Source organism: Dyadobacter sp. CY261, from assembly GCF_021440085.1.
Classification (GTDB): domain Bacteria; phylum Bacteroidota; class Bacteroidia; order Cytophagales; family Spirosomataceae; genus Dyadobacter.
Genome location: NZ_JAKCPW010000022.1, coordinates 19381 through 43564 on the forward strand (window position 1 = coordinate 19381; position 24184 = coordinate 43564).

The window sequence follows — 24184 nt, forward strand, 5'->3', positions numbered from 1 at the left end:
AGCCCGAAGTGGGCTGGGACAGGCCGCTTCGGAATGACAAAATCTGCAATCGGGAAAAGCAGACTATTCTTCGGGCAGTTTGGCCATTCTTCCCGGGGCAAATTCGCCGGACCTTTGGAATATCAAAATTGATCACAAAATCAAACTTCCAAAGACAATGAAAACGTTCAACATCCCCACCCGCGAAACAGTATCAGCCAATAACCAGGCACTTTTTGATAACCTTACCAGAGTAGCGGGCAAAGTGCCTAACCTTTACGCTGCACTGGCTAATTCGGATCACGCATTGGCTAACTACTTGACATTGCAAAACGGCAAAACATCGCTTCGTGCAAAGGAACGTGAGGTGATCAACCTCGTGGTGAGTCAGGTCAATGAATGTCTGTACTGTCTGAGCGCCCACACGGCAATTGCAAAATTGCAGGGTTTTTCCGAAGAGCAGATTATTGAAATTCGCAAAGCCCAGATCACTTTCGATGGCAAACTGGATGCGCTGGCGAAACTGGTGAGAGCAATTACGGAAAACAAAGGCCATGCCGCTCCTGAACTGCTGGACGCATTCTATCAAGCCGGATATAATGGGGGGAGCCTGGCCGATGTGGTGATTGCCGTAGGCGATAAAATCATTACCAATTACCTGTTCGCACTTACACAGGTACCAATCGATTTTCCGATCGCCGCCCAGATTTGAGGGCAGTGGAAAGCGAACTATTTTTCGTAGGGAATGATACCATCTCAGAATCCGTGCAAGCATAATGCTGCCAGAATTGCGCTTCCCCCATATGGGGAGTTGAGGCTTCGCATTTAGAGGACGACAAAATAGTATATGAAGTTGAGCGGTACACCATGATTTGCTCTGCCGCATTTGTGTTACGTTCCAGCCCGTGGCCGAATGCGAAAGCCTGGTGCTAGTCGATTTGAACAACATTGAAATACCGCATCATGATTTGCGCTTGCATAAAGGACGTTTCAAGCCGTGACTTGACCTTTTTCCAGTAAGATATTTCTAGACTACCCAATAATACCTCATAGATAACTAGCTGGTCAACCTGGGCATTATTCTCGGAAGGCTTCCATATCCCTTCTACCGGCGCGCGGGTATATATGGTCACGCCGCCAAAACGGTCTGTGAGCTCATCCCGCAGCGCCAAAAAATGCTCTTCCGGGATTGAATCGCCCTGGTTGTCACGGGTGGGTAAGAAAATTTGCATCAGGTACATATGCCACGGTGTTGTCTTGTGTCGGCAGCCGGCCAGCAGAGCGAAGCTCCCTGCTAAACCACGCTAATGATCTGCTGTATCCTGCCGGTCGGGAATGGACGAAGAGTAAACGATGATTTGGGGACTATCGAACCTGCGGAGCTTTTGCAGCTCTTGCAAGCACTGGTCTCCATCCATTCGCGGCAATTTCAGGTCTATTAACACATAGCCAGGTTCGAGGACATTATTTTCGCTAAAATGGGCGATTGCCGATTCACAGTCCGGGAAAAACAGGCACTGCCTGGGCCTGTCCAGGTCTTCGACCGCCATTTTGAGTACTTCGTGATCGTCGGTGTCATCGTCAATCAGCACAAGAAGCCCATTGTTTCCCATAGGTGCCTTAATTTTTACATCTGATTTCCGGGCTTGCTAAAATTTCGTACCGCTGGTTTTCGTGGGCATTTGCGAGCAGGGGAGGGCCGGGCGAGTAGATGGCCCGCTTACTTCAAATTATTGGGGTGGAGGCAGAGCTTCCAGTAGCCGATGATCAATTGCAGGTGGTCCTTGCCTTCCTGAAAGCTGTTACATTTTTGGAAATAGCCCTGGATGGTACCATTATAGGCTTGGCGCACCAGGGTGGGACTATCCGAGGTCGTCAGGAATATAAAGGGGATAGATTTGTTTTTCAAGTAAGGGTCGGCATCGATCTGGTCACGAAGTTCAAGTCCATTCATGATCGGCACGTTTATGTCACACAAAATGAGCAGCGGACTTTCCAAGGTAGTTAACAGGTAGTCCAGCGCGCGCTGACCATTCCCAAAAAAGCGAACCTGATTGACAAGCGCAAGCTCTTGCAGCATAGCCTCGATCATCTCCCGGTCGTCGGGATCGTCGTCGATAACAATAATGGGCCCTTTTAGTGACATTAGCAGATTTTGAAAATCAAATATCGCATATAGCATCCATTGTTAAGCAGGGCTACTGTGGTTTTTGGCGCAATTTTTGCTAAAAATCACCTTTGACATGTGGGCACTCAAAATAGACTGCTGCTGATTTGGACATGGCCCTTTTGTCGAGAACCAATCCTTCACAACCGCTCATTCATCATCGCTCCGGCGACCCGTTCTGATCGCGGCGTGCAATACTGCTCATGGAAATACGTCAACCGGCTCAGAAACGAAAGCGTGTCCATCAGTATGGCAGAAAGCGGCGACCCGAACGAGAATGCAATGGTCGAACGCGTGTTCCGGACACTAAAAGAAGATTTTAGGCTAAGAGGTTTTCTTTCTTTTTCAGCAGCAAGCACTTCCATCGGACGAGCCATTCATGCCTACATTAACCTTCGGCCGCACGCTTCTATCGGCTATCTCACACCCAACCAGGCGCACCGACGGTTAGGTCCGCTCCCGTTAAAATGGTATCCTTATAAAAAAGTGCGGTTCGGGAATATCCAATATAGCGCTCATTTTCAACGAACTGGCTAGTTGTCAACGCCATTCCGTTGCATACGTATAGCACACATTTGGCATTATTTAACGAGACTTTATTTGTCACAGGGTTTACCTTACATGATGTACATGCAAAATTCGAAAAGCCTCGAGGTGTAAGCGAAGCGGGTCACATAATTACCGAATAATCAGTTTATGGATAAAATCTGTAAAACTAATTATACATCAAGATTCTGTTATGTAACTTTTGGATACTCGGCGGTTTTATTCTTCCGCAGTGCAATGAGCATGTTGTAGGCTTGAGTTTTCACCTTTCCCTTCCACCATATAAATCACGCATATGAGCGCAATTTACCGCCAGCGAAGCCACCAAAAGAAGCTGCTTCCTGTCCTTCTGTTTATTTTACTTGCTTTTGTAAGCAGTTGTCGAAATGAAATCGAGGAAGCTGGCAAAGCAAGCCTCGGAAACGAACTGGCAACGACCCGAACGAACGGTGATGTTTTGTTAGCGATATCGTATGAATCTGAGACAACATCCCTTCGCCTTGTTGAAGGCAATCAGCCACCAAAAAAATACGAGCTCTTATATAAGACCATGGGAGTCCCCATTGTAAGCAGGACAAAAGTAGAGGGCGTATTTTTAAAAAGCGGACAGGAAGAATGGACCTTTACGACGCTAGATCCAACAATCAAAATCCCAACCGGGAAGGAAAACATTCCAGCTGATGATTCGCCTAAGGTAAAAACAACCAGGATAAAAAATGGAATAGCCTCTTTCTTTGATGAAAATGGAAAGCTGATCCGGCAATCGGAATTTCCATCTTCCAACTTGGATAATTTAAGACAAATAATATCGCAGGCGGACACGTCCTATCTTTCAAATATTGACAAGCAGATACAGGAATTGCAACGACAGGGAAGTGTGGTGTCTAATATGGGTAATGAGGTTGTATCGATCAGAACAAAGATAAACCCTTCTGATTTTTATGTCGACAAAGGTCAGGCTGCTTCTTCGGCACAGCAATTTGAATCGTTGGCGCTTCTTGATAAGAAAAACGGGATAATGATCGGAAATTCGTTATATGGAAGCAGAGGAGAGCTTCTCCAACAGGTTTTCTACCGATACGCTGCCAGCCAATCGGGGCGAAAACCAGAATTGCAGTTTCAGCATTGTGAAGGCTTCAATACCGACAACAACGGCATCGCCATAAAGACCATTACTGACATCCAATACAAAGATTTTAAAATCGAACGTTTCTAACTCCGCCGAAATCATGATAAAGATACAAAGAGCCTTACTGCTTATAGTCTCTATACTGCTATCTGATATAGCAGGCGTTAATGCCCAAACTCCAAGGCCAGCACACTGGATACATGGGTTAAATTCGAGCACTAATTTTTGGGGTCAATACCGCACGCAATTTCAAGCGGCACGAAGGTTTGACAACAACACTTCTACAAACCCCAATTACAATACCACCAACGGTGTAAACAACTTCGCAACACAGGTAATCAATTCAACAAACCCAAACGCGAATGCTCAGGGAATGGCTATCGGGCACAGCATGGGAGGAACGGCTGCCCGCCAGGCATCTACGACATCAAGTAATTTTGGTGGAATGATCGTTTGTGGATCACCTTTGAACGGGCGCCGGTGTTGAATAGCATCGCCAATGGAACGATGGAATCCACGATTACAAATGGCGTAGATCAAATTGCAAAGGGCCCGACTGCCCTGAACGGGGTTCCAGTATTCATGATCACAGGCATACCGCCGGGGCCAATCGCTTCCATTGGGATTGCCAAAAAACTACGGCAAATCATCAGGAACCAAGTTACAGGCGATCCGGATATTCCCATCACTCCTGCCAACGCGACAACCTTCTATGGAGCCCAGACATTTGCAGATCTGCAGCAAAACAGTACGTATATGAATGGAATTAACAGCTTCTCCGGAACTCCAATGCAACGATTGGTGATTTGGGGTAATGAAAGCAGCCCCATTCACTGGCGTCTGGCTTCATCGCAGGACAAGGCAAACCAAGCAACTGCGTGGGCATCTAATGATGACCAAACATTTGTATCATATGCAAGCACTGCCGTAAATTTATATGATGCCCAGTATGCGAACCAATTAAGCATTGCAGCGACCAATAATGCATTTGGCAATTTTCCCGCGGGAATTTACCATACATGGATTGCCAACGAGTGGAAGGCTGGTCGGGATTGGCTCAATCAATCTGAATCACTTTGGGCAAATCTGATCGGGGCGAATACCGGAACCATTCTAGGGGGATTTATCAATACCTGGACCCAAACCTGTTCGGAAGGACAATGGAACCAGTGCTATCCTGCCAACAGTATGGCTACTTGTATGGACCAGTGCGGCGTTTATGGATCTGTACCTTACTATGTTTCGGTTCAGGCTGGAAGTGATGGGCTGGTACCGATCTATTCCCAACAAGGAACAGGAACCAATTGGCTCGTTACTCCAGATCGGCTTCTTGAGGCTACAAATGTGAACCATATGGAAATGAGGGGACATACCAATATGACTACACAGTTTAATAACGCATTTAATCGAACGGATTTTTTTCGAACACCGGTATGGTAAGACCTCTTGCAATCTTAATAGTGGCGTGTCTGCTTTTTTCCTCCTGCAAAGAAAAATTAGATCTGGATCACAACCCGGATGGAAGCGTTTCGGAGAGGCGGACGATGTGGAAAACCGCCGTTAATACGGATCGTTATTTTGCAACCGGCCTTAGGACAAACATCACCTATAACGGTGGTGTGCTGGTGCCCTATTCGACCGGGATTCCCTTTGTGGCCGGAGGATTTAGCGATAGGGGTGGAATAGCTTTGCTCGATGGGGAAACCGGCAAAGAACGCTGGCGCTGGCAAGGTTATATGTACGAACGGGAACTGTTTGACATCCAATATGCCTATTTGCAAGGAAACCTGATGGTCTTTCCAAGCGGCCCGCGTACCCATTGTATAAATTTGGACAATGGTCAGACAGCCTGGCAAAAGTGGAAGCAGGATACGGTCTATAGCCAATATACCATGAGTGGACTGGGAAATTCCTACTATTTCTGCGGATCGAAGATCGTGCCTGGCAGTAATCCACATTCAGCACTTTACCGAGGCAATATCCTCGCCCCCCAGCCGGAAGAGCTTGTCGCTGCGCCTCAACTGCCTGTTGAATACTTAGAGGAAACACCTATTCTCTTCGGGGCCACTTCAATGGCTCCCACAGTAATCGAAGGTGACACGGTAATTGTGGTGGACTATCAAACTCCTACCGCCGAGGCACGATACAATTACATCCGCTCCGTCTATGGATTGTATAATTTGAGCAAGAAGAAATGGGTTTACAAAGACATTCCGTTGGTAGACCCACAGCCCGGTACAGTTGTGGACTGGTTACCTGTTATTTATGAGGGAAAAATATACCATTCTGTCGGAAGGTTTATTACTTGCCATGACCTTTTAACAGGTGAAAGAAAATGGTACCAGACCTTCACGCAGGATTTCCTGATGTCTGGATTTATCGTTTCGGACGGTGTTGTTGTTGCCAACTGTGAAGACACTTATATCTACGGTTTCGATGTCAACTCGGGCGCACAACTTTGGAGAGAAAAATCTTCGGGATCAAGTACGAAGCTGTTTGCCCAGGAAGGATTTGTGTATTTTGCGGGCGGGGGAGACGGTCTGCTCCATGCTGTCGAGATCAAAACGGGACGGACCTGGTGGAAGCTTGAGTCGCCCGATCTGAAGAAGAACGGTTATGCCTATTTTCAGCAAATGGTGTCAGGGATTCCGGCAAAGGCGGGACGAAAGGGCAGGGTTTATGCTAGTACTGGCATTCATATCTACGCATTTGAGGCGATCAGGTGAGGGGTAAATGGGAAGCCCGGCCTTTGCACTAGGGCAAAAGCCGGGCTTCTTGTTCCGTGCATTTACGTGGCTGAAACAATTTTTTCTACGCGTTTTTTATTTTTCACTAGCCTAAAAATCTTCTGACTCGGCTAGACAAAATTCAACTAAATCAAATTTTAAATATTAGACAAAGGGACTTGTCGAAGCTCAAACGGTTTTTCATGACAGCCAAAATTTATTAGCAAAGTCTTGCGATCAATGCTCTGATATAAGAAATGGATTGTCTATGCATCATTTGTATGGTGCAATGATCAGACATTAATCAGTTCCATAGTGTCTGAATCCTTTATTCGACCATTAGGAAAGGATGTTCCACACCAATTAAGGAACCATTTTAAGGATATTGCAGATTTCTTTAACACCGACGATCTGGAATATATTAAGGCTATGAGTATCAAGAATATCCTTAAGATACTGGAAGGCAAACCCAATATACAGTGGTACGAAAACCTGTGTAGCATTTATTCCAAATATGACCATTTCAGCCTAATCCCGAACATTGCGCGCAAATCGCCTGTCGAAAAGCTTGAACTCGTTTTATTGGCAACCCACATGATAAAGCATTCACTGTGTGGGTGTCTATAATCAACTAAACTTCGGATATAATCTTTTTCTCATCAGAAATGAACTCTCATAATGCGTGTCGGCGGAACAGATATGCACGTGGTTACGCTCGTGTTTATCATACTCGAACTGATCATGTTCGTTTATCAGGTATTCTCTTATTTATCTCATCCAAAGGATAAGCGTCGACTGTATTATGTAGGCTTGTTGTCTTTCCTTATTCTTAAAAACATAGCAAGCGGTTTTTTTTCAGATCCAAATCTAAACTACCCGCCGCTGGTCGTACAATACGCTATTGCTTACGGGATGGGATTCTTGATGGGCGCTTATTTTCCTTATTATTTCTATAAAGCGTTTGAACTGCATCGGCTTCGCTGGCACGCGCTATATGGCGTACCGCTGTTTATCCTACTGCCATTCGTGGTAATTTTTCCTTTAAAGTTTCTTTTTGACGGGGACATCGATCACGCTATCAACTACGGCATGGTCATACCAGCTGGCTACGCCTTGGTGCTACTCTACACCATTCAAAGTTCTATTCAGGACAAGTATAAAAAGGATATTCAGGATCGACGCTTTTTCGAAGTGACGGCGGTGTATCTCGCCGTCATTCCATGGGCATCGCTTCCGTTTTTTGCATTTTTCAGGATCCATCAGGTGCCGGAAGCGCTGCTTACTAACGTCGGCTTTATTGTAATAACAATCTTGTTTATCAGGCGGTCAATCCGGGAGAGCCGGGAGGAATACGACCAGTTATTAAAACTTGCGAGCGCAAATGGTAACGGATCTTTGTCCAAGCTCGATCTCATTGAGCAAATGACCCGGCAGTTGGAAGAAAGCGGCATCTCGCCAGCTCAACGTTTTGAAATCAACCTCAGCACAGTTGGACTGACTTCAAGGGAAAAAGAAATTGTTCGCTTAGTCCGCGAGGGAAAACCCTACAAATCTATTGCAGATAAACTTTTCATTTCCGAGCGGACGGTGAGCAAGCACATCCAAAACGTTTTTGAGAAGCTCGGTGTCTCCAACAAAATCGAGTTACTCAGTCGGCTGGAAATTTGGGAAAACGGCTAAATCCAGCCAATAGTCGCAATGTACGTGTTTTTACGTAGTTAAAATACGCGATAATGCGTAGTGCCTAGACCTTTAAATACTAGTTTTCTCGTATTTACTTTCGTAAGCTAATCTCTGAGTTTTACACAACCTTCGCCGTAATGGTTTGAGGGAGACGAAAACGCGAGATTGGTATGGAACAGGGGTATGTATTAGAATGGTTGGATCGTGCGGTTAATCAATTCAACCCTGCACAAGCGCAATTTGCGAATTTTGAAGATTATCGCTTTCAGGCCTTTTCCGAAGAGGTACGGGAAGAAAAGGCCAGACAGATTTCTTATTTAAAGAAGCTCACATTTCAATATCCTAAAAAGCGAAAATTCCAGGAGGTTTTAGATTCATACTTCGGTGCGTTGAACAGCTTGATTGACAATGCAGAGTTTAACTTATCGCTGATACCTGATGAGTCAGTGATTCTAAAGAGAGCCATGGAATTGGTTGTCGCTAACTTGGCCGACATTCATGCGTTTATCTTGGAGAGATATTCAGTTTCTCTAGATCCGGATGTGCCATTAAGAAAATACCATTTAGCAGCGCCAAATCCTGATTTCGCTCAGCTAGCAAATAGCAACTTGTTTGTTAGCAGTCCATTACTCGTGTCATTGTTAAGTAATGAATTTACAAAGGCTTTCTATGCAGACAATCTGGCAAACATTAGTTCTCGTCAAGTGGAGTATTGGAAAGGTCTAAACGAGCTGATTAGCGGATCCCAAGGAAGAAATGTCGGTGACGAATATTTTTGCAACGTGGAATTACTGCTCATTGAGAGAAATTTCAACTCGACAAAATTTGTGAGGTATCTTACCGATCGCATCAAAAGTGAGATCGAGGGACTTGCGTTTGGTGACATTAGAATCAAGAAGTTAGCCTACATTCAAAAGTTATTTAATCAAATTCCGGTAATCAAGGGTTTAGCTTATGACCGCCAGTATGATGACCTATCCCTGACAATCAACAACTGGTTTATCCGCGAGATTGAATTTAGATCCCAGGGCAATACTGAGAACATAAATCAGTCGCCGGCTACGGCAACCAAGTCATATGGCTATATAAAAAAGAGTGCGAATAAGATACTTTGCAAGTTAACGATTGATCAGTTGGCTCTTTTTTTCAAAGCGGCTGATATGTCGAACATTATAACAGCACGCTCTTTATCAGCAGTTTTTCAATCGGTGGCTCCTTATCTTTCCACCCAACATCGCGCAGAAATCTCTTACAGCAGTTTAAGGGTTAAAAGCTACTCGGTTGAGGAACGAGATAAATCCTTGCTGCTTGAAATGATGATCAGGCTGACTGAGCAAATCAAGGATTTATGATGGAGGCTGTCAATGCTAATTAATGGCTGTTCGGATAATTAAGTTAATGCCATTGAACAATTACTAATCTATGGCATAGCTTTTTTTTGTCTTCAAACAAAATATCTATTTGTAACACAACGCTATGATAAACATGGGAATAAAAACAGGACCTAAGAAAATCGCCAAGTCAACGGAAGAGCCAGACAGGCGTCAACGGGACAATAAAGAATCCCCAGGCAATACGCCATCTTTGAAACCGCACAAGCACAATAAAGGCGACTAGCTTTTTTTAAGAGCTTGAAAAATATTGTGTGCAGCTATTATTAGGCTAGGGTAATTCCTAGCCTTTTTGGTTCGCAGTGGCAGTCTTAAAAGCGAGTCAGTTTGTTTCAGCCGCAATTTAGCGTGAATTGTTTCGGGACACTTCCAAATCCGTATCTTGGCATCATGCCTTAGCTATTTAAAGATGATGCAGATGCTGGCTATCTACGCGCCCTTATAAACTAACCTGGTAAAAAAGGCTGGATCGATGATGAAAGTCCCGAACTTACCATCAAACTTTGAGGTCGGCTTCGCCTTAACCACTTCTTCCATACTTTTTCCCTGAAGCTTCAATTTCTTGACGGCGTCATAGATTGTTGATAGCATGCCCCTGTAATCGATGAGCTGTGTGCGGCTGCCGATCGGCCCGTGTCCGGGAATGATGATTGTTTTGTCAGATGAATTTTTAATATTCCGATCTGTTGCATGAATCATTCCCTTGATATTACCACCCGTATTGTAGTCAATAAATGGATAATGACCATTCCACCATGTATCTGCAACGTGAAGTACATCCTCCTTGGGGAAGTAAACCGAAATATCACTATCGGTATGCGCAGGAGGATAATGAAGCATCTGAATATCTTCACCGTTAAAAGTCATTGCATCCTTGTACCGAAAAGTTTAAGTTGGCAGTGCGCCCTTAGGGGACGGGGGAAAAGTATAATTCCAGTCCTCGACCCGTATTGTTCTGGACATATTTTCGAGCGTATTCTCATGTGCGACGATGGCGGCGCCTTTCTCGTGCAGCCACAAATTGCCGTCGGCGTGGTCGAAATGCCAATGTGTATTAATCAACACTTTTAATGGTGCGTTTCCGAGTGCCGAAAGTGCAAGTGACATATTTCGCTTCGATACGCCGATTCCGGCGTCTACCATCAGTTTACCATCTTTCCCAGTCGACACTAAAATATTCCCGCCGGATCCTTCCAAAGCTGACAAACCACCCCTTAGTTTGGTACTGTTTATTTTTGCAGTCGCAGCAGCCTTTTTGATGATATTAACTGGACTTTCTTGGGCCAATGCGGACTGATTAGATAGCAGCAAACCGAGAGATGCAAGTGCAGCTGATTCAATAAATTTCCGTCGATCAATGTTGAAATTTTCCATCATCTTAGGGTATAGAATGGTTTCAATTGGTTAATAGTCGGGCAAGCGTTCTCAACTGAGCACTTGCTGTTAGAAGGGATTTTTGGTAGCAACGTAGCTTTGCAGCGCCGCTTATTTCAAAAATGCACGTAACATCCAGGCCATCTTTTCATGATCCCGGAGCAAGCCGGTCACGTAGTCACTAGAGCCCAGATCTTTATAGGTTTCAGCAAAGTCGATTACCAGGGTCCTTAGGCTCCTGATAATCATTTCGTGGTCATCCAGCAAATTTTCTAGTTGTGTTTTCGCTGCGTTGGTGTATCCTGGCTCAGTCAGGTCGGTCAACTTGAGTATGTCAGCGAGCCGGGCTTCCGAATAATGACCGATGGCTCGTATACGTTCGGCGATATCGTCCATGATCTGGTCCAACTGTTCGTATTGCCCTTCAAAAAGTTTATGTAATTCGAAGAAGTACATGCCGGAAATATTCCAGTGACAACAGCGCGTCTTGGTATAAAGGACAAATTCATTCGCCAAAAGCTTATTGAGCTCATAAGCCACCTTTTCAGTGTGGTTATCCAAAATCCCGATATTCGTTTTCATAAATTCAATTGTTTGATGACTGGCTTGTTTGAGAATGGTATCTATGCATGAAACTTTGGGAGAGGTCACCACATTTTAGAAAGGAGTGAGCCCGCGCTATCAGAGGCCACAACCAACCCTGCTGCCAGCATAATGACATCCTTGACCACAAGCCGCCCAGTACCCGACAAAAACGGGAAACCGTGGTTGGAGCCGCCCAGGTCAGGCACATACGCTTCCGGGGTAGTAATGAGAAAAGAGAGGGTAACCAGCGACATGCAGGCCGTAAGAAGCCCGCCCGCCAGTCCCAACCTCGGAGACCAGATACCGCTAAGCGTAAGTACGCCGATGGAGATGATCACCAGGCCAAGCCCATAAGCGAACACGTAGGTATTGTTGCCCTGGTGCCAGGCAAAATTTCGGGGTACGCTTTCGCCTTCTTTGTTTTTGTAGGCATTGTATTCGTTGGGGTGGCGATAAAGAAAACGCATCAGCGGACTATTGGCCACAAAAGGTACAATGCTTTCCGCCTCGTATTGAAAAGCTTTCAGCCCGCCTATCCACGCCATCACAATGAAAATGCTGACGCGTAGCAAGTGAATGAGAATCGACTGGCAATCAGCCAGCATTTGTGCGAAGGTGTTCATGCCTGTGACTTGTCTAGTGATCACTTATTGCCGGCTTAGCTGCTACCTTTCGGTCCAGAAAGTCCCTGATCTTTTCCGCAATTTGATCTCCGACCGTTTCGAGTGCAAAATGACCAGCGTCAAACAAATGATATTCCAGATTTTTAACATCCTTCTTGTAAGCTTCTGCGCCGGAAACGGGGAAAATGAAGTCGTTTTTGCCGTACACGATAAGCATTTCAGGGTTGGTGTCCCGAAGATATTTCTGCCATTCCGGATACAAGATCACATTGGTCTGGTAGTCATAAAAAAGGTCGAGCTGAATCTGTCCGTTTTCCTCGCGTTCCAGGTGGCGCAGGTCTATCTCCCAGTTATCGGGGCTGACCAGGGCAGGATCCGGAACTCCGTGGGTATATTGCCATTTCAGGCCATCGGGTGAGTGAAAACTTCTGAGTTCATCTTCCGACATTTTGTCGCTTCGGTCTTTCCAATAGGCTTTGATCGGATCCCAGAACGTTTCCAGGCCCTCTTCATAGGCGCAACCATTCTGGACAATGAGCGCTTCAATCCGATCAGGATTCCCGGATGCAATCCTCCATCCGATCGGCGCCCCATAGTCCATGAGATAAAGGCTGAATTTGTGAATGCCAAGCGCCTCCAGTAGCTGCTCCATGATGGAAGTATAATTGGCAAACGTGTATGCGAAATCTGCTATTTTGGGCTGGTCACTCCGTCCATACCCTGGATAATCGGCCGCAATCAGGTGGTATTTGTCTGATAGGTCATCCATCAGGTTCCTGAACATATGAGAGGACGACGGGTAGCCGTGAAGGAGTACCAGGACCGGTGCTCCCGCTGGCCCCGATTCGCGGTAAAAAATATTCATCCCATTGATATTGATAAACTGATGTTTGGTTTTGACTTTGAGGGGTTGAGATTTGGAAGGTGACGAGGGAGGATTCAGATTATCCTCATTCCACAATGTATCGCCGCATTCATCGCTGGCAGCCTGAGCATTGCTAAATTGTTCAATAGGGGTCATATCTGGAATGAATTAAAGGTTTCCAACCGGGCGGTCGGATCCCTGGTGAATGAATATGCGTGGTAAGCGCTAATTGTCTTGGACAAAAGTCGGCCGATCCTGCACTTTCTTCAATGTATATATCGGGACACGTGTGGTATGGGTCAGAACTTTCGAGGGGTTGATTAATGCTATTGAAATATCATTGGTTAGCTTTGTAAGCTGCTGTTTTTTAATGAAATGAGTATTTTGGTATCCTGATTTTTATTAGCCTTAGTGGTCACCCCAACAAATAATATGTGCAGTACCATACTGATTGTAGAGGACGAATTTATTATCGCAAATGCTTTGCGCGTTACGTTGCAGCAGGCGGGGCATAAAGTAACCGGCATCGCGTCATCAACGGAGGAGGCACACGAGCACCTGCTAGCTGCAAAACCAGACCTTGTACTCCTCGATATTCGATTGAATGGAGAACAAACGGGAATTGACCTGGCCAGAAAACTGAAAGCTGAAAATATTGGGTTCATCTATTTATCGGCCAATTCAAGTCAGAAGGTACTTGAATTGGCGAAAGTGACGGAGCCTTACGGTTTCCTCGTCAAGCCATTCCGAGATAAGGACTTGCTTGTGGCGCTCGATATCGCTTTGTACCGCCATAAAAATAGTCTTGAATCGAGGCTACGACAGGAGACAATCTTGCAAAAGGCACTACTGGACATTAGTAATGAAACCTCCGAGCCGGAACAAAAATTACTGAAGATAGGCCGTGCAATCAGATCTTTCGTCCCATTTGACCTGGTAGTTTTCGGAAATAAATCGCTCGAGAAAGAACGTTTCGATGATTTTGGATACCTGCGGACTGGATTTGATGAATACCAGTTTGTCGGCGAAAATGAATTGCAGCTTGATTCTGGATTCAATCCAAAAACAACATCCGAAGCTATTGGAAACAATAATGCAGAAGTAAGAGCCGGCATTTATAATAACGAAACTCACAAGACTGACACGGCAGGTACATTGCGCCGGAAAATAGGGGTTCATCGTTTCGAGATTGCATCCTATATCGTCTTCCCGATCAGTCTCAGTGACGGGTCGCAGATTAGATACTTTTTTGGTAGTCGGCAGCATGATTTTTACAATCAGGGTCACCTCGCTGTATTGAACCTTTTTACAAGTTGTCTTACAAATGTGACGGAAAAAATGCTGTTGTCCGGCCCTGCGTCGATTTTTACAACGCCCTATCCCGGCGGTAAAAAGCAAACCGGGACAGAAAATGATCACGCTTCCCGCAACCTTCCGGTTTTCAAAAACATTGTGGGGAGCCACCCGCTTATTTTAGCTGTGCTGGACCTGGTGATGCAAGTGGCACCGTACAATACATCGGTTTTGATCATGGGCGAAAGCGGTACAGGAAAAGAGCGGGTTGCACATTCCCTTCATTTGCTCTCTCCGAGGAAAGCCGGGCCATATATTAAAGTAAATTGCGCGGCCATTCCCGCCACATTGATCGAGTCTGAATTATTCGGGCATGAAAAAGGGGCTTTTACCGGCGCTGTCGAAAAAAGAAAGGGAAAATTTGAACAGGCAGACGGCGGGACTATCTTTTTGGATGAGGTGGGGGAGTTGCCACTGGATATGCAGGTAAGGCTATTAAGGGTATTGCAGGAAAAGGAAATCGATCCCGTAGGGGGCACCCGGCCCCGGAAAGTAGATATCCGCATTGTAGCGGCCACCAACCGGAACCTGGAAAGGGAAGTTGCAGATGGTAAATCAGGCTCGACCTTTATTACCGATTGAATGTTTTTCCGATCCTATTGCCTCCTTTGCGGGAGCGAAAAAGTGATATCGCACCGTTGGCATTATTCTTCGCGCAAAACTTTTGTAAAGAATTCGGCAAGGAATTAAGTGGGATCTCGGACGCAATGATGGACGAACTGCTTGCTTACCAATGGCCCGGGAATATCCGTGAGCTTGAAAACGTAATTCAAAGATCGGTGATCCTGAATGATAGCAGGTCACAGCTGAACCTGACGCAAAGCCTCGGCCGAAAAGCGGAGGACATATCGGAACGTGTGGATGTAGGAAATCTCGCCGACGTAAAACGCGTCCAAATGAATACAGAAAGAGCTTATATTATCTCTATCCTCAAAAAGGCAAAAGGTGCAATCCGCGGCATCGGGGGAGCCGCCGAATTGCTGAATCTCAAGCCCACTACGCTGGAATCGAAAATGGCCAGGCTGGGAATTACAAAAGAAGATTACAACAATCCGTCAGGTGAACAATCTGGCCTGTAACACGCTGATTGCAGGAAAGAGCTCCGTTAATTCGAGTCCAGTTTTATACAATAGTAATCCTTATTTGACCATCGCGGGAAACTAAGAAGTATGCTAGCATTGCATTTTATTGACTAAATAAATTGCTTTGATGAACGGATATCTCTACCGGCCCGGTTTCCGGCAGTCCATCATTTTTATGGTGGCCATTTTATCGCTTTCTGAGGTCGAACTTGCCGGCGCGGCAGCGGTTAAGGTGGTATTGACAGGCAATACCGCTGATTTCAAACGTCCTGACGACTTGTTCGATATTGTTAAAAACCACATTCGGCAGAATACCGATCAGGATACCTTGGTTTGGGTTTTGAATGGCGATGTTTTTCCTGAAACTTATTCCGACGAACAGATACTGAACTGGAAAACCAGAGCCAATAGCCTCCTGGAAGCAAATCCCAGGCTTTTTATCCTTCTTAACCAGGGAGACCGGGACTGGATGGATTCGGGAAAAGGCGGTTGGCAGAAAGTGCGGTCAATCGAAAAGCTGCTTTTGCAGGCAGGGCATCCCCATTTCCAGGTTTTTTTACAGCAGGGTTGCCCGGGGCCCTGGGTGGTTTCGTTTCCGAACCTCGAAGTGATCGTGATCAATTCCCAATGGTGGAACCATCCGTTTGACAAACCATCGCCGACATCCGTTGTTTGCCCGATTTCCGATACCGACCATTTTATCGAAGAACTCAGAGCGACGCTTGATGACACAAAGGCTAAAAATGTGCTGATTCTCTCGCATTTTCCCCTCGTATCACTAGGTAATTACGGCGGCAGATTCCCTGCTTCGGCCTATTTAGTCCCACCCAAGGTCGCATTCAGACAAACTGTGGGTACCAGTAAAGATATTGTCAATCAGCAATTTGAGGCATTCCGGTACCGGCTTTCGCATGTGTTGCATGAATACCCTTCCGTGATTTTCGCATCGGGCCATGAGATGAACCAGTCCATTCTTAAAGTCGGAAATAACTTCTATATCAACAGCGGTGCCCTGGCTTCCGCAAAATTTGCCGCGAAAAGCAAGAATGCTTTACTCAGCTCTTCTGAAACCGGCGTAGTAGAGGTTACGTATAATCAGGATGGGCAGGTTGGCTTTGCAGAACTTGGATTGAGTGAAGGACAGTTATCGGTTTCAAAAAAAGGGATACTAATCAACATTCCGGTCGCTAAATCACAGGTTTATAGAGGGTCGGATCAGCAGCGCAATCCAGATGGACAGACGACGGTTGCCGCAGGGCCCGAGTATGCCAGCGGATGGTTCAAGCGGGTCTGGTTTGGCCGGCACTACCGGTACTCCTGGACCACACCCGTGCAGGTGCCCTACCTGGATGCCGACACCACCTTCGGCGGGTTAACTTTCGTTGCCAAAGGTGGCGGGAGACAAACCACCTCGCTGAAATTATCCGCCGGAAACGGGAAAGAGTATGTTTTCCGGTCGGTCAATAAAGATCCGTACCGTGCGCTCGATTTCGAACTGAAAGGGACCGTCATCGCCGATGTGCTGAAAGACCAAACGTCCACACAGCAGCCATACGGTGCCATGGCAGTAGCGCCTTTGATGGATAAAATAGGCGTTTTGCATGCCACGCCGAAGCTGTACGTGCTGCCCGATGACGAGCGGCTTGGCGCATTTCGGGCCGGTTATGCCCACCTGTTTGGAATGCTGGAAGAGCGGCCGAATGACAAGATCGCGGAGGGAAAAGTGTTTGCAAGGGCCGATGACATTGAACAGAGCTACAAAATGTTCCGCAAGCTCTATCAGGACCACGATAATTACATCAACAAAGAGGAGTTTGCCAGGGCAAGGATATTTGACCTATGGATTGGTGATTGGAGCAAACACGAGGATAACTGGAAATGGGCCGGTACCGCAAGCAAGGGAGGCAAGGTCTTCCGGCCAGTCCCGCGCGATCGTGACCACGCTTTTTCCCGCTGGGACGGCATTATTCCCTGTCTAGATGCGATTTCTTTTTTATTTGTCACCACGTGGCTGATCACATTCTTTAAAACGACTCACGTTCGTGGATTGTGTGAGAAATTTGTTGAAGTACCCTCGATGGAAAAACCGCATATACTTTTCAGTACACCGGGAACTTGCTTAAAATGTTGAGAATAAATAGGCTTTCGTTATAAAGTATTTTGATTGGGCATTCTGTAAGTTTCAATATATTGGTAGGCAATACCTGATGGAAAACGTTTGGTTATTGTAATGTAATTGTCTGAAACTGTTACAAATATGTGCGATTGGTATAAAAATTAGCTGATTTGGTATAAATAGCAAATCATGTTTCTGTTACCCAATTACATTTGAATACTCAGCGATGAATAACCTGTCACTGTCTATTTTTTGGAAAACAAAAATGTTATGAACGATCAGCTACTTACACTCATCAGTGACGTTTCGGGGCTCCCACAGAGTTCGATTTCACATCAATCGCACCTTTTTCGTGACTTGGGCCTTGATAGTCTGGACTTGGTAGATCTTGTCTTGAAAATGGAAGATGCTTTCAAAATCTCCATTCCTGATGAAGACTATTCAAAACTGCAGACAGTCGATCAAATTAAAGCTTATTTAAATGTCACGCACTGATGAAACAAACCTATTTAATATTGGTCCTAATTATGAGTGGGTTTCCACTTATCGCCCAGACGAATTCTGTCATGTCTGGACAGACTGAATTTGAGGTGAAAGCAATCTATGGAACTGTTAAAGGCAGTTTTGAACCGCCTTCGGGTAAAGTTATTTTCGACCTGTCTGCACCAACAAAATCGGAAATAGACATATCAATTGCCGCCTCGTCGTTTTCTACTGGCAAAGCAAGGCGTGATCAGAAAATGCTGGAAGGTAATTTTTTTCACTCAGAGCTGTTTTCAAGGATACAATTCAAATCCTCAATAATTCAGCCTCTCGATGATTACTATTTGGCTACGGGAATGTTGACGATCAAGGAAGTCTCTAAAATGGTTGCTCTACCTTTTAAGGTTAACAAGAATCCAGACGGTAGCCTCGCTCTTAGCAGTACCTTCAAAGTAAGCCGCTTGGCATATGGGATAGGAAGGCCTTCGTTTATGCTAAAGGATATGATAACCGTTAGCATGAATGCTGTAATAAAATAACATTTAAACCATCTAATTTGCGGATATGGTAAACTACGAACTTATCGTGACAGGGAAAAAGCAGGTAAGACCAAAATTAAAAAAGTATTACCATTTAATCCGGATTGGACTCGGGGTAGTCTTGGCACTTGCCGTTACAATGTCATTGATCAAAGGACATGAAAATATTGACCCTAGCACCAGATCAGGGCAGGTGCTTAAATCATTGTGGGATACGGCTTACCTGATGCATACAGTAAAGGCAGTGGAGATTTTGTGCGCCATCTCCCTGCTGCTAGACCGGTATGTAAAGCTTACCAGCATTATGCTGATGACGATCGTTTTTAATATCATTATGTTTGATGTTTTTGCTGATAATCTCAAAGGTCTTGCATCAGCCTCTGTAATCCTGCTACTCCTTGTAAGTTTGATGCTGATCAATATCAATTCTTATAAATCAATACTCAGCGAAAGGTGAGTGTCGATATCGAAAACTCATGGTGATCGGCAATTTAATTTCGAACGTATAGAGCATAGAGTCGGTATATAGGTAACGAGGTTATTCGGTTGCCTGATTAATCATTGAAATACTCAGACCAAGAGTTTAATGATGGATTGTTAGTACAGTTAGTAGTTAGATTAATGAGATCAGTGCTGGTAAAAAAGTAGCCGGCACTGGCTCATCAATTTTGTAAATTTTCAACTATAAATTTCAATTCAACACCATTCACGCCAGCATATGAAACGGAGTATTATCTTCTTAAGCATTTGTCTTTTCCTAAATCATGCCGCCTCTGCCCAGCTTCAGAAAGCGAAAGCCCATTGGACTTACACTTTTTCCAAGCCGGAAGTCAAGAAAGGCGAAACGCTCGATTTGGTCTTCACTGCAATAATTGATAAAGACTGGTATCTGTATTCATCGGATTTCGACCCGGAACTTGGCCCAATGCTGACCAGCTTTAAATTTGATAAAAACAACACTTTTGAGGTTGTCGGAAAATTAAAATCGGAAAATCCCAAGACTAAGTTTGAAGAAGTTTGGAATGGAAATGTCCGTTATTTTGAAGGGAAAGGTGTTTTTAAACAAACCATCAAGGTACTTGCCGACAACCCGGTTATAAAAGGAACTTCCGAGTATCAGACTTGCAGCCATGTGACAGGGCTTTGTGTTCCCGGCGATGATGATTTTCAATTTAAAGGGTTGAAGGTTGTAGCCGGAACTGTAACAAATGATCCAGAGCTGGCACTTGGTGCCAATACTCCCGTTTCTTCATCAAGTGTTGCAGCAAATCCGGCAGATAAACTTATCGATTCTTCTTTTACAGAAAATGCCGCTGAATCCCTGCCAGCATCGAAGTCAAGGGCAACCATAAATCAATCGCCAAGTTTAGAAGATCCGGCGGCTGGTAAATCACTCTGGGGATTTGCATTGGCTGCATTCTTGTCAGGCCTGGTAGCATTACTTACACCCTGCGTTTTTCCGATCATCCCAATGACGGTTAGTTTTTTTACCAACCAGGAAAAGGGAAAGTTGAAAGCATTGATCTACGGAATTTCCATTGTTTTGATTTATACTTTAATAGGTACTGTCGTTTCAAGGTTGAATGGCCCGGCGTTTGCCAACTTTCTGAGTACGCATTGGATCCCCAACCTGCTTTTCTTTGCTATTTTCTTTGTTTTTGGACTGTCGTTTTTAGGTCTTTTTGAGATTGTCCTGCCTAGCGGGTTTGTTAACAAAATGGACCAAAAAGCTGATCAGGGCGGATATGCCGGTGTATTCTTTATGGCATTTACATTGGTGCTCGTTTCATTTTCCTGCACCGGGCCGATTGTCGGAAGTTTACTGGTGGCCTCTGCGGGTGGTGAGGTTGTGAAACCTATTATTGGTATGGCCTCGTTTTCGGCTGCATTTGCGATACCATTTACATTATTTGCCCTTTTCCCCCAATGGTTAAAATCATTACCAAAATCAGGTGGCTGGCTCAATACAGTAAAAGTCGTTTTGGGCTTTCTGGAGCTGGCGCTGGCAATGAAATTTTTCAGTATTGCTGATCAGGTATATCACTGGCGTTTATTAGATCGGGAAATCTATCTTGGATTCTGGATCGTCATTTTCAGCTTACTTGGTTTTTATCTTTTGGGTAAGATCAGGACGCCGCATGATTCTCCGCTCGAAAAAGTAAGTGTCCCCAGACTACTGCTAACGATTATCACGCTCACATTCGTAATATATATGATCCCCGGCATGTGGGGGGCGCCTTTAAAAGCATTGTCAGGTTATCTTCCCCCACAATCAACAATGGACTTTGATTTGAATAAACGAACTGCCGGGACAGTCTCGACTATCGTTGTCGGCGAAACCCGGAAATACGCCAAGCTTTTTCACTTACCACATGAATTGGAGGGGTTTTTTGATTATAAAGATGCATTAGCTTATGCCAAAAAGGTTAACAAGCCTGTTTTCATCGATTTTACTGGTCATGGTTGCGTAAACTGCCGCGAAATGGAAGCGCGGGTTTGGGTTGATCCATCGGTGCAGCAGCGCCTCCGGGATGATTATGTGATCTTGGCACTTTATGTGGATGACAAAACGGAATTGCCGGAAGCTAGCTGGTATACTTCCAAGTACGACAACAAGGTAAAGAAAACCATCGGCGCGCAGAATGCTGATTTGCAGATCGTAAAATACAATAATAATGCGCAGCCGCATTATTGCCTGATTGATCATGAGGGAAATTTACTGGTTAAGCCAAAGAGCTATGATTTGAATCCCGCCCATTTTGCGTCGTTTTTGGATAGCGGGAAGGCCGCGTTTGAGAAAATCGTAGAGTTTTAATCTACTGTTAGAGGAGATGCTGCTGTCAATCTTGTAAGAAACTTGATAATACACATCTCCAATAACTTCAAGTAGATAAGTTCGTTGTCCAGTTTAACAACATTTCTCTCATTTCAAGGGTAAATAGTTGTTTCCATACGAACAAATTTAGCTTAAACGGTCGGTCATTCTTCCTGATTTTTTTAAATATCTCACATACCCATAAATTATGCCTAGCAGGATAAATATACCGCTGAACAACCAGTTGCGATGTACTGCTGACGGAATTAGTTCTGGATATTTATAGATGATCAGCGCGTTTATCCCCGTCATCCAGACCATTATCGTATTGTATTCTTTTAAAATCCACCGTTTGTAATTAAAACGCATCTTGTCAAAAGTTGGTGAAACTCCTGTGAGATTTATAAGCCAACGGTTAACCCTGGAACAGTATGCATCAAACTGAGATCCGAATTTATTTCTCAGGAAATTTTCTTCTGCAAAAACAATTGCCTGGTAGATAAATAGAAACAAAGGAATTACAATCGTTACATAGAGCATGGAATTGGAAATAATGCCTGCTCCAAGCAACATTAAGATGTTGCCAACGTATAGAGGATTTCGACAATGGTTGAAAAGACCTTCGGTAACGAGCGTTTCTGCATATACTTTTTTGTTGCTTCCGCTGCGGATGATATAGGCCAGTCCAATAGTAAGTCCCCGGATCAATTCTCCGGAAACTGTAATGATCAAACCAAGAATGATGGGCAGCAAGTAATAGTTTTCGCCAAAGGTATCGGGAGCGAAAAGCAAGGGTGAAGGCAGAAAAAGCAGCAGGTATAAAAACACAAACAAAATATTTCTATACTTAAAAAAGAAATTACCTATTGTGATCATTGTTTTGTAGCAATTAGTCCTGAAAAATTATACCATTTAAAAAACGTTTCGCAATGGGCAAATCCAGCTTCATTTAATAGCGTTACGTTTTCCGACAATTTGTAGGGTATCAAAACATTTTCCAGCGCTTCCCTTTTCTGTGAAATTTCCATTTCGCTATAATCCAGTCTGCGTTTGTAGTCGTAGTAATATTTTATAAAATCCCGATTGAAAAGGCTGTTTTCTGCCAGTACTTTTTCTACCAGGATTAAAACGCCCCCCTGGTTGAGCCCGTTGTAAATGTTTTTTAATAGTCGGTTCCGGTATAGCGGTCGGACAAATTGTAAGGTCAGACAGAGAATAACCACCGAAGCATTATTGATCTCGACATCCTGATGCAGATCGCCTACCTGCAGATCATATGCTCTGGTCACACCTGCTTCTCTTAACTTAGTATTACACTTGTTGAGCATTTCTTCTGACTCATCTATTCCTATAAAATGTATTTTTTGAGATACCAACTCATTGAGGCCAATTAAGGTAGTTCCGGTAGAACACCCCAGATCGTACACATTGGTGGTTTCCTGAGCATGGTCGGCAGCCAGTTCTGCGGTCATGCGCTGCATTTCCCCATAAAAAGGCACTGACCGGTTTACCATATCATCGAAGACGTTAACCACCTTGTTGCCAAACTTAAAATCCGAAACTTTTGTGATCTGATCTTTAAAAATATTGTCCTTCTCGGACTCTTCGTTTATGTTCATCTGATTAGCGTTGGATTTAGATAATACCTTGATTGGAAAATAATTATGCAAACAACCGGAAAGGAGTCAAACCTGGTATTGCTCCAAATGTCTTCAACAAAACCATGCACAATATTCTGTTTGACTCCTCCATGATCGTTTGATTTGAAAAAGCTGAAAAATTCACTCCTGCTGCAAGTCAAACCTGGCGCCAAGCCCGGAAACAACTGCAACGTTGAAGAACCCAACGGCTTGTGAACCAGACGGGTTCGCATTAATAATGTTGGTCGAAACATTGGCCTGTGGCGGTGAGTTGAAGATTTCTCCCAAGCCGCCTTGCCGGTCTATCTGGGCAATGAGCTGCCGCATATAATTAAAGGAAGTAACAGTCAAGGAATGTATCTCTACATAGATCGAATCCCCCGGAATTAGGGCAGGCAATTCGTTACCATTTTCATCCCGCTCATCGGCGTTGATCCTGCCGCGGACAGGGATGATGAACACTTCGCCGTCGAAGCTGGCACCCGGATTTTCACCTCCGTCGTAAGCGACGTTGATGTCGTCGGGCTCATTGAGCAGCCGCCCATTTTTATAAGTTTTAACCCAGTAGGTGTCATTTAAGCCAGCCGGGTCCCTGGCCCAAAACTCTGCCCGGTAACCGGCTTGGTTGAACCCTGCTTCCTGATAACGAAACGTGATACTATCAATGGCGGGAACCCTGCCTGCATTGCAGCTGGATGTAAATGTTTCGCCCTGGTAATTGACGCTGAGCGTGTAACTCTGCCCGGTAGCGCCTAATTTCTGATTGCCTTTCGGTGTCCATTGGTAGGTGCCTGCTTCTCCTTCCTCAAAATTATAAGTATTGCCCGAGCCGTCTGTCACTGTCACGGTAGCGCCAGAGGCGGCAGGAGGGAAGTTGTCATTGTCGAAATAAGGTTGTGTGAATGACAAGCGAACGGTCTGCGTAGTGGGCTTGCTATCAAGCCACGCATCAATGTTCAGCACCGGCTCAGCGGCAGGCGTGTCCACTTCAACGATGTCTTCGCAGGAAAAGAGCAGTGGTAAGCTTAGTAGTGCCAAAGCAGATAGAATGTATCTTAAATTAATTTGAGTAAGCTTTTTCATAATAC

General features: G+C 44.9%; 26 protein-coding genes. 14 read left to right on the forward strand and 12 right to left on the reverse strand.

The genetic code is table 11. From position 1 onward, the window contains the following. Window positions 1-157 precede the first annotated feature (157 nt). Window positions 158-691 (forward strand): carboxymuconolactone decarboxylase family protein, encoded by a 534-nt coding sequence (locus tag LZD49_RS32640; protein ID WP_234672489.1) that lies wholly within the window; start codon window positions 158-160, stop codon window positions 689-691. Window positions 692-908: 217 nt separating this feature from the next. Here LZD49_RS32640 and LZD49_RS32645 read toward each other — a convergent pair whose 3' ends face one another. From LZD49_RS32645 to LZD49_RS32660, 4 genes are all read right to left on the reverse strand, one after another. Beyond that, window positions 909-1220 carry a hypothetical protein gene (locus tag LZD49_RS32645; protein WP_234672491.1) on the reverse strand — a complete coding sequence of 104 codons (312 nt, stop codon included), beginning with the start codon at window positions 1218-1220 and terminating at the stop codon, window positions 909-911. 63 nt (window positions 1221-1283) lie between these two features. Beyond that, a complete protein-coding gene (locus tag LZD49_RS32650; protein WP_234672493.1) occupies window positions 1284-1592 on the reverse strand; it encodes a response regulator in 309 nt (102 codons plus the stop codon). A gap of 107 nt (window positions 1593-1699) precedes the next feature. Beyond that, entirely contained in the window at window positions 1700-2125 is a 426-nt protein-coding gene (locus LZD49_RS32655) for a response regulator (RefSeq protein ID WP_234672495.1), read from the reverse strand. A gap of 161 nt (window positions 2126-2286) precedes the next feature. Beyond that, window positions 2287-2523, reverse strand: coding sequence for a hypothetical protein (locus LZD49_RS32660; RefSeq protein WP_234672497.1), 237 nt, complete (start codon window positions 2521-2523; stop codon window positions 2287-2289). Here LZD49_RS32660 and LZD49_RS36210 point away from each other — a divergent pair. From LZD49_RS36210 to LZD49_RS32685, 6 genes are all read left to right on the forward strand, one after another. Next, on the forward strand, window positions 2429-2683 hold the full coding sequence (locus LZD49_RS36210; RefSeq protein WP_409021371.1) for an integrase core domain-containing protein: 255 nt from the start codon (window positions 2429-2431) through the stop codon (window positions 2681-2683). The two genes, LZD49_RS32660 and LZD49_RS36210, sit on opposite strands and share 95 nt — an antisense overlap. A 304-nt stretch (window positions 2684-2987) precedes the next feature. Beyond that, window positions 2988-3908: a hypothetical protein gene (locus LZD49_RS32665; protein WP_234672499.1), complete on the forward strand. Its 921-nt coding sequence runs from the start codon at window positions 2988-2990 to the stop codon at window positions 3906-3908. A 393-nt stretch (window positions 3909-4301) separates the two neighbouring features. Beyond that, window positions 4302-5261, forward strand: coding sequence for a hypothetical protein (locus LZD49_RS32670; protein WP_234672501.1), 960 nt, complete (start codon window positions 4302-4304; stop codon window positions 5259-5261). Next, complete coding sequence (locus tag LZD49_RS32675) at window positions 5255-6547, forward strand: PQQ-binding-like beta-propeller repeat protein (protein ID WP_234672502.1); 1293 nt, start codon at window positions 5255-5257, stop codon at window positions 6545-6547. Before LZD49_RS32670 ends, LZD49_RS32675 begins: the two co-directional genes overlap by 7 nt. Before the next feature lie 678 nt (window positions 6548-7225). Beyond that, complete coding sequence (locus LZD49_RS35735; protein ID WP_304488716.1) at window positions 7226-8227, forward strand: LuxR family transcriptional regulator; 1002 nt, start codon at window positions 7226-7228, stop codon at window positions 8225-8227. Between the two features lie 173 nt (window positions 8228-8400). Beyond that, window positions 8401-9582, forward strand: a complete 1182-nt coding sequence (locus tag LZD49_RS32685) for a hypothetical protein (protein ID WP_234672503.1) — start codon at window positions 8401-8403, stop codon at window positions 9580-9582. Between the two features lie 468 nt (window positions 9583-10050). Here the strand turns inward: LZD49_RS32685 and LZD49_RS32690 are convergent, their stop codons facing one another. The 5 genes from LZD49_RS32690 to LZD49_RS32710 all read right to left on the reverse strand — a co-directional run bounded on the left by LZD49_RS32690 (window position 10051) and on the right by LZD49_RS32710 (window position 13224). Then, complete coding sequence (locus tag LZD49_RS32690) at window positions 10051-10488, reverse strand: hypothetical protein (RefSeq protein ID WP_234672504.1); 438 nt, start codon at window positions 10486-10488, stop codon at window positions 10051-10053. 21 nt (window positions 10489-10509) lie between these two features. After that, entirely contained in the window at window positions 10510-10998 is a 489-nt protein-coding gene (locus tag LZD49_RS32695) for an MBL fold metallo-hydrolase (RefSeq protein WP_234672505.1), read from the reverse strand. A gap of 108 nt (window positions 10999-11106) precedes the next feature. Next, window positions 11107-11577: a Dps family protein gene (locus tag LZD49_RS32700; RefSeq protein WP_234672506.1), complete on the reverse strand. Its 471-nt coding sequence runs from the start codon at window positions 11575-11577 to the stop codon at window positions 11107-11109. A gap of 65 nt (window positions 11578-11642) precedes the next feature. Beyond that, a complete protein-coding gene (gene rclC, locus LZD49_RS32705; protein WP_234672507.1) occupies window positions 11643-12227 on the reverse strand; it encodes a reactive chlorine resistance membrane protein RclC in 585 nt (194 codons plus the stop codon). Beyond that, complete coding sequence (locus LZD49_RS32710) at window positions 12217-13224, reverse strand: alpha/beta fold hydrolase (protein WP_234672508.1); 1008 nt, start codon at window positions 13222-13224, stop codon at window positions 12217-12219. Before LZD49_RS32710 ends, rclC begins: the two co-directional genes overlap by 11 nt. Window positions 13225-13500: 276 nt before the next feature. Between LZD49_RS32710 and LZD49_RS35740 the strand changes: the two genes are divergently transcribed. The 7 genes from LZD49_RS35740 (at window position 13501) to LZD49_RS32745 (ending at window position 21456) form a co-directional block, all read left to right on the forward strand. Further along, a complete protein-coding gene (locus tag LZD49_RS35740) occupies window positions 13501-15003 on the forward strand; it encodes a sigma 54-interacting transcriptional regulator (protein WP_304488717.1) in 1503 nt (500 codons plus the stop codon). Further along, complete coding sequence (locus tag LZD49_RS35745; RefSeq protein WP_304488718.1) at window positions 15000-15500, forward strand: hypothetical protein; 501 nt, start codon at window positions 15000-15002, stop codon at window positions 15498-15500. Before LZD49_RS35740 ends, LZD49_RS35745 begins: the two co-directional genes overlap by 4 nt. 130 nt (window positions 15501-15630) lie before the next feature. Further along, window positions 15631-17634, forward strand: a complete 2004-nt coding sequence (locus LZD49_RS32725) for a hypothetical protein (RefSeq protein ID WP_234672510.1) — start codon at window positions 15631-15633, stop codon at window positions 17632-17634. 255 nt (window positions 17635-17889) lie between these two features. Continuing rightward, complete coding sequence (locus LZD49_RS32730) at window positions 17890-18114, forward strand: acyl carrier protein (protein WP_234672512.1); 225 nt, start codon at window positions 17890-17892, stop codon at window positions 18112-18114. Further along, window positions 18114-18641 (forward strand): YceI family protein, encoded by a 528-nt coding sequence (locus tag LZD49_RS32735; protein WP_234672514.1) that lies wholly within the window; start codon window positions 18114-18116, stop codon window positions 18639-18641. Before LZD49_RS32730 ends, LZD49_RS32735 begins: the two co-directional genes overlap by 1 nt. A gap of 25 nt (window positions 18642-18666) precedes the next feature. After that, window positions 18667-19098, forward strand: a complete 432-nt coding sequence (locus LZD49_RS32740) for a hypothetical protein (RefSeq protein WP_234672516.1) — start codon at window positions 18667-18669, stop codon at window positions 19096-19098. Between the two features lie 261 nt (window positions 19099-19359). Beyond that, complete coding sequence (locus tag LZD49_RS32745) at window positions 19360-21456, forward strand: protein-disulfide reductase DsbD (protein ID WP_234672518.1); 2097 nt, start codon at window positions 19360-19362, stop codon at window positions 21454-21456. A 147-nt stretch (window positions 21457-21603) separates the two neighbouring features. On the opposite strand, the gene LZD49_RS32750 is transcribed toward LZD49_RS32745, so the two are convergent. From LZD49_RS32750 to LZD49_RS32760, 3 genes are all read right to left on the reverse strand, one after another. Then, entirely contained in the window at window positions 21604-22332 is a 729-nt protein-coding gene (locus tag LZD49_RS32750) for an isoprenylcysteine carboxylmethyltransferase family protein (protein WP_234672519.1), read from the reverse strand. Next, a complete protein-coding gene (gene cmoA, locus LZD49_RS32755) occupies window positions 22329-23075 on the reverse strand; it encodes a carboxy-S-adenosyl-L-methionine synthase CmoA (protein WP_234672522.1) in 747 nt (248 codons plus the stop codon). The genes LZD49_RS32750 and cmoA overlap by 4 nt, the downstream gene beginning before the upstream one ends. A 162-nt stretch (window positions 23076-23237) precedes the next feature. Next, the gene (locus LZD49_RS32760; protein ID WP_234672524.1) at window positions 23238-24179 is read right to left on the reverse strand and encodes a DUF4249 domain-containing protein; all 942 of its coding nucleotides are present in this window, start codon (window positions 24177-24179) and stop codon (window positions 23238-23240) included. Window positions 24180-24184: the final 5 nt, after the last annotated feature.

Bases quoted from the DNA above. Each gene is read 5' to 3' on its own strand.
- LZD49_RS32640 (WP_234672489.1), top strand. From the start codon at position 158: ATGAAAACGTTCAACATCCCCACCCGCGAAACAGTATCAGCCAATAAC.
- LZD49_RS32645 (WP_234672491.1), bottom strand. From the start codon at position 1,220: ATGTACCTGATGCAAATTTTCTTACCCACCCGTGACAACCAGGGCGAT.
- LZD49_RS32650 (WP_234672493.1), bottom strand. From the start codon at position 1,592: ATGGGAAACAATGGGCTTCTTGTGCTGATTGACGATGACACCGACGAT.
- LZD49_RS32655 (WP_234672495.1), bottom strand. From the start codon at position 2,125: ATGTCACTAAAAGGGCCCATTATTGTTATCGACGACGATCCCGACGAC.
- LZD49_RS36210 (WP_409021371.1), top strand. From the start codon at position 2,429: ATGGTCGAACGCGTGTTCCGGACACTAAAAGAAGATTTTAGGCTAAGA.
- LZD49_RS32660 (WP_234672497.1), bottom strand. From the start codon at position 2,523: ATGGCTCGTCCGATGGAAGTGCTTGCTGCTGAAAAAGAAAGAAAACCT.
- LZD49_RS32665 (WP_234672499.1), top strand. From the start codon at position 2,988: ATGAGCGCAATTTACCGCCAGCGAAGCCACCAAAAGAAGCTGCTTCCT.
- LZD49_RS32675 (WP_234672502.1), top strand. From the start codon at position 5,255: ATGGTAAGACCTCTTGCAATCTTAATAGTGGCGTGTCTGCTTTTTTCC.
- LZD49_RS35735 (WP_304488716.1), top strand. From the start codon at position 7,226: ATGCGTGTCGGCGGAACAGATATGCACGTGGTTACGCTCGTGTTTATC.
- LZD49_RS32685 (WP_234672503.1), top strand. From the start codon at position 8,401: ATGGAACAGGGGTATGTATTAGAATGGTTGGATCGTGCGGTTAATCAA.
- LZD49_RS32690 (WP_234672504.1), bottom strand. From the start codon at position 10,488: ATGACTTTTAACGGTGAAGATATTCAGATGCTTCATTATCCTCCTGCG.
- LZD49_RS32695 (WP_234672505.1), bottom strand. From the start codon at position 10,998: ATGATGGAAAATTTCAACATTGATCGACGGAAATTTATTGAATCAGCT.
- LZD49_RS32700 (WP_234672506.1), bottom strand. From the start codon at position 11,577: ATGAAAACGAATATCGGGATTTTGGATAACCACACTGAAAAGGTGGCT.
- LZD49_RS32710 (WP_234672508.1), bottom strand. From the start codon at position 13,224: ATGACCCCTATTGAACAATTTAGCAATGCTCAGGCTGCCAGCGATGAA.
- LZD49_RS35740 (WP_304488717.1), top strand. From the start codon at position 13,501: ATGTGCAGTACCATACTGATTGTAGAGGACGAATTTATTATCGCAAAT.
- LZD49_RS32725 (WP_234672510.1), top strand. From the start codon at position 15,631: ATGAACGGATATCTCTACCGGCCCGGTTTCCGGCAGTCCATCATTTTT.
- LZD49_RS32730 (WP_234672512.1), top strand. From the start codon at position 17,890: ATGAACGATCAGCTACTTACACTCATCAGTGACGTTTCGGGGCTCCCA.
- LZD49_RS32735 (WP_234672514.1), top strand. From the start codon at position 18,114: ATGAAACAAACCTATTTAATATTGGTCCTAATTATGAGTGGGTTTCCA.
- LZD49_RS32740 (WP_234672516.1), top strand. From the start codon at position 18,667: ATGGTAAACTACGAACTTATCGTGACAGGGAAAAAGCAGGTAAGACCA.
- LZD49_RS32745 (WP_234672518.1), top strand. From the start codon at position 19,360: ATGAAACGGAGTATTATCTTCTTAAGCATTTGTCTTTTCCTAAATCAT.
- LZD49_RS32750 (WP_234672519.1), bottom strand. From the start codon at position 22,332: ATGATCACAATAGGTAATTTCTTTTTTAAGTATAGAAATATTTTGTTT.
- cmoA (WP_234672522.1), bottom strand. From the start codon at position 23,075: ATGAACATAAACGAAGAGTCCGAGAAGGACAATATTTTTAAAGATCAG.
- LZD49_RS32760 (WP_234672524.1), bottom strand. From the start codon at position 24,179: ATGAAAAAGCTTACTCAAATTAATTTAAGATACATTCTATCTGCTTTG.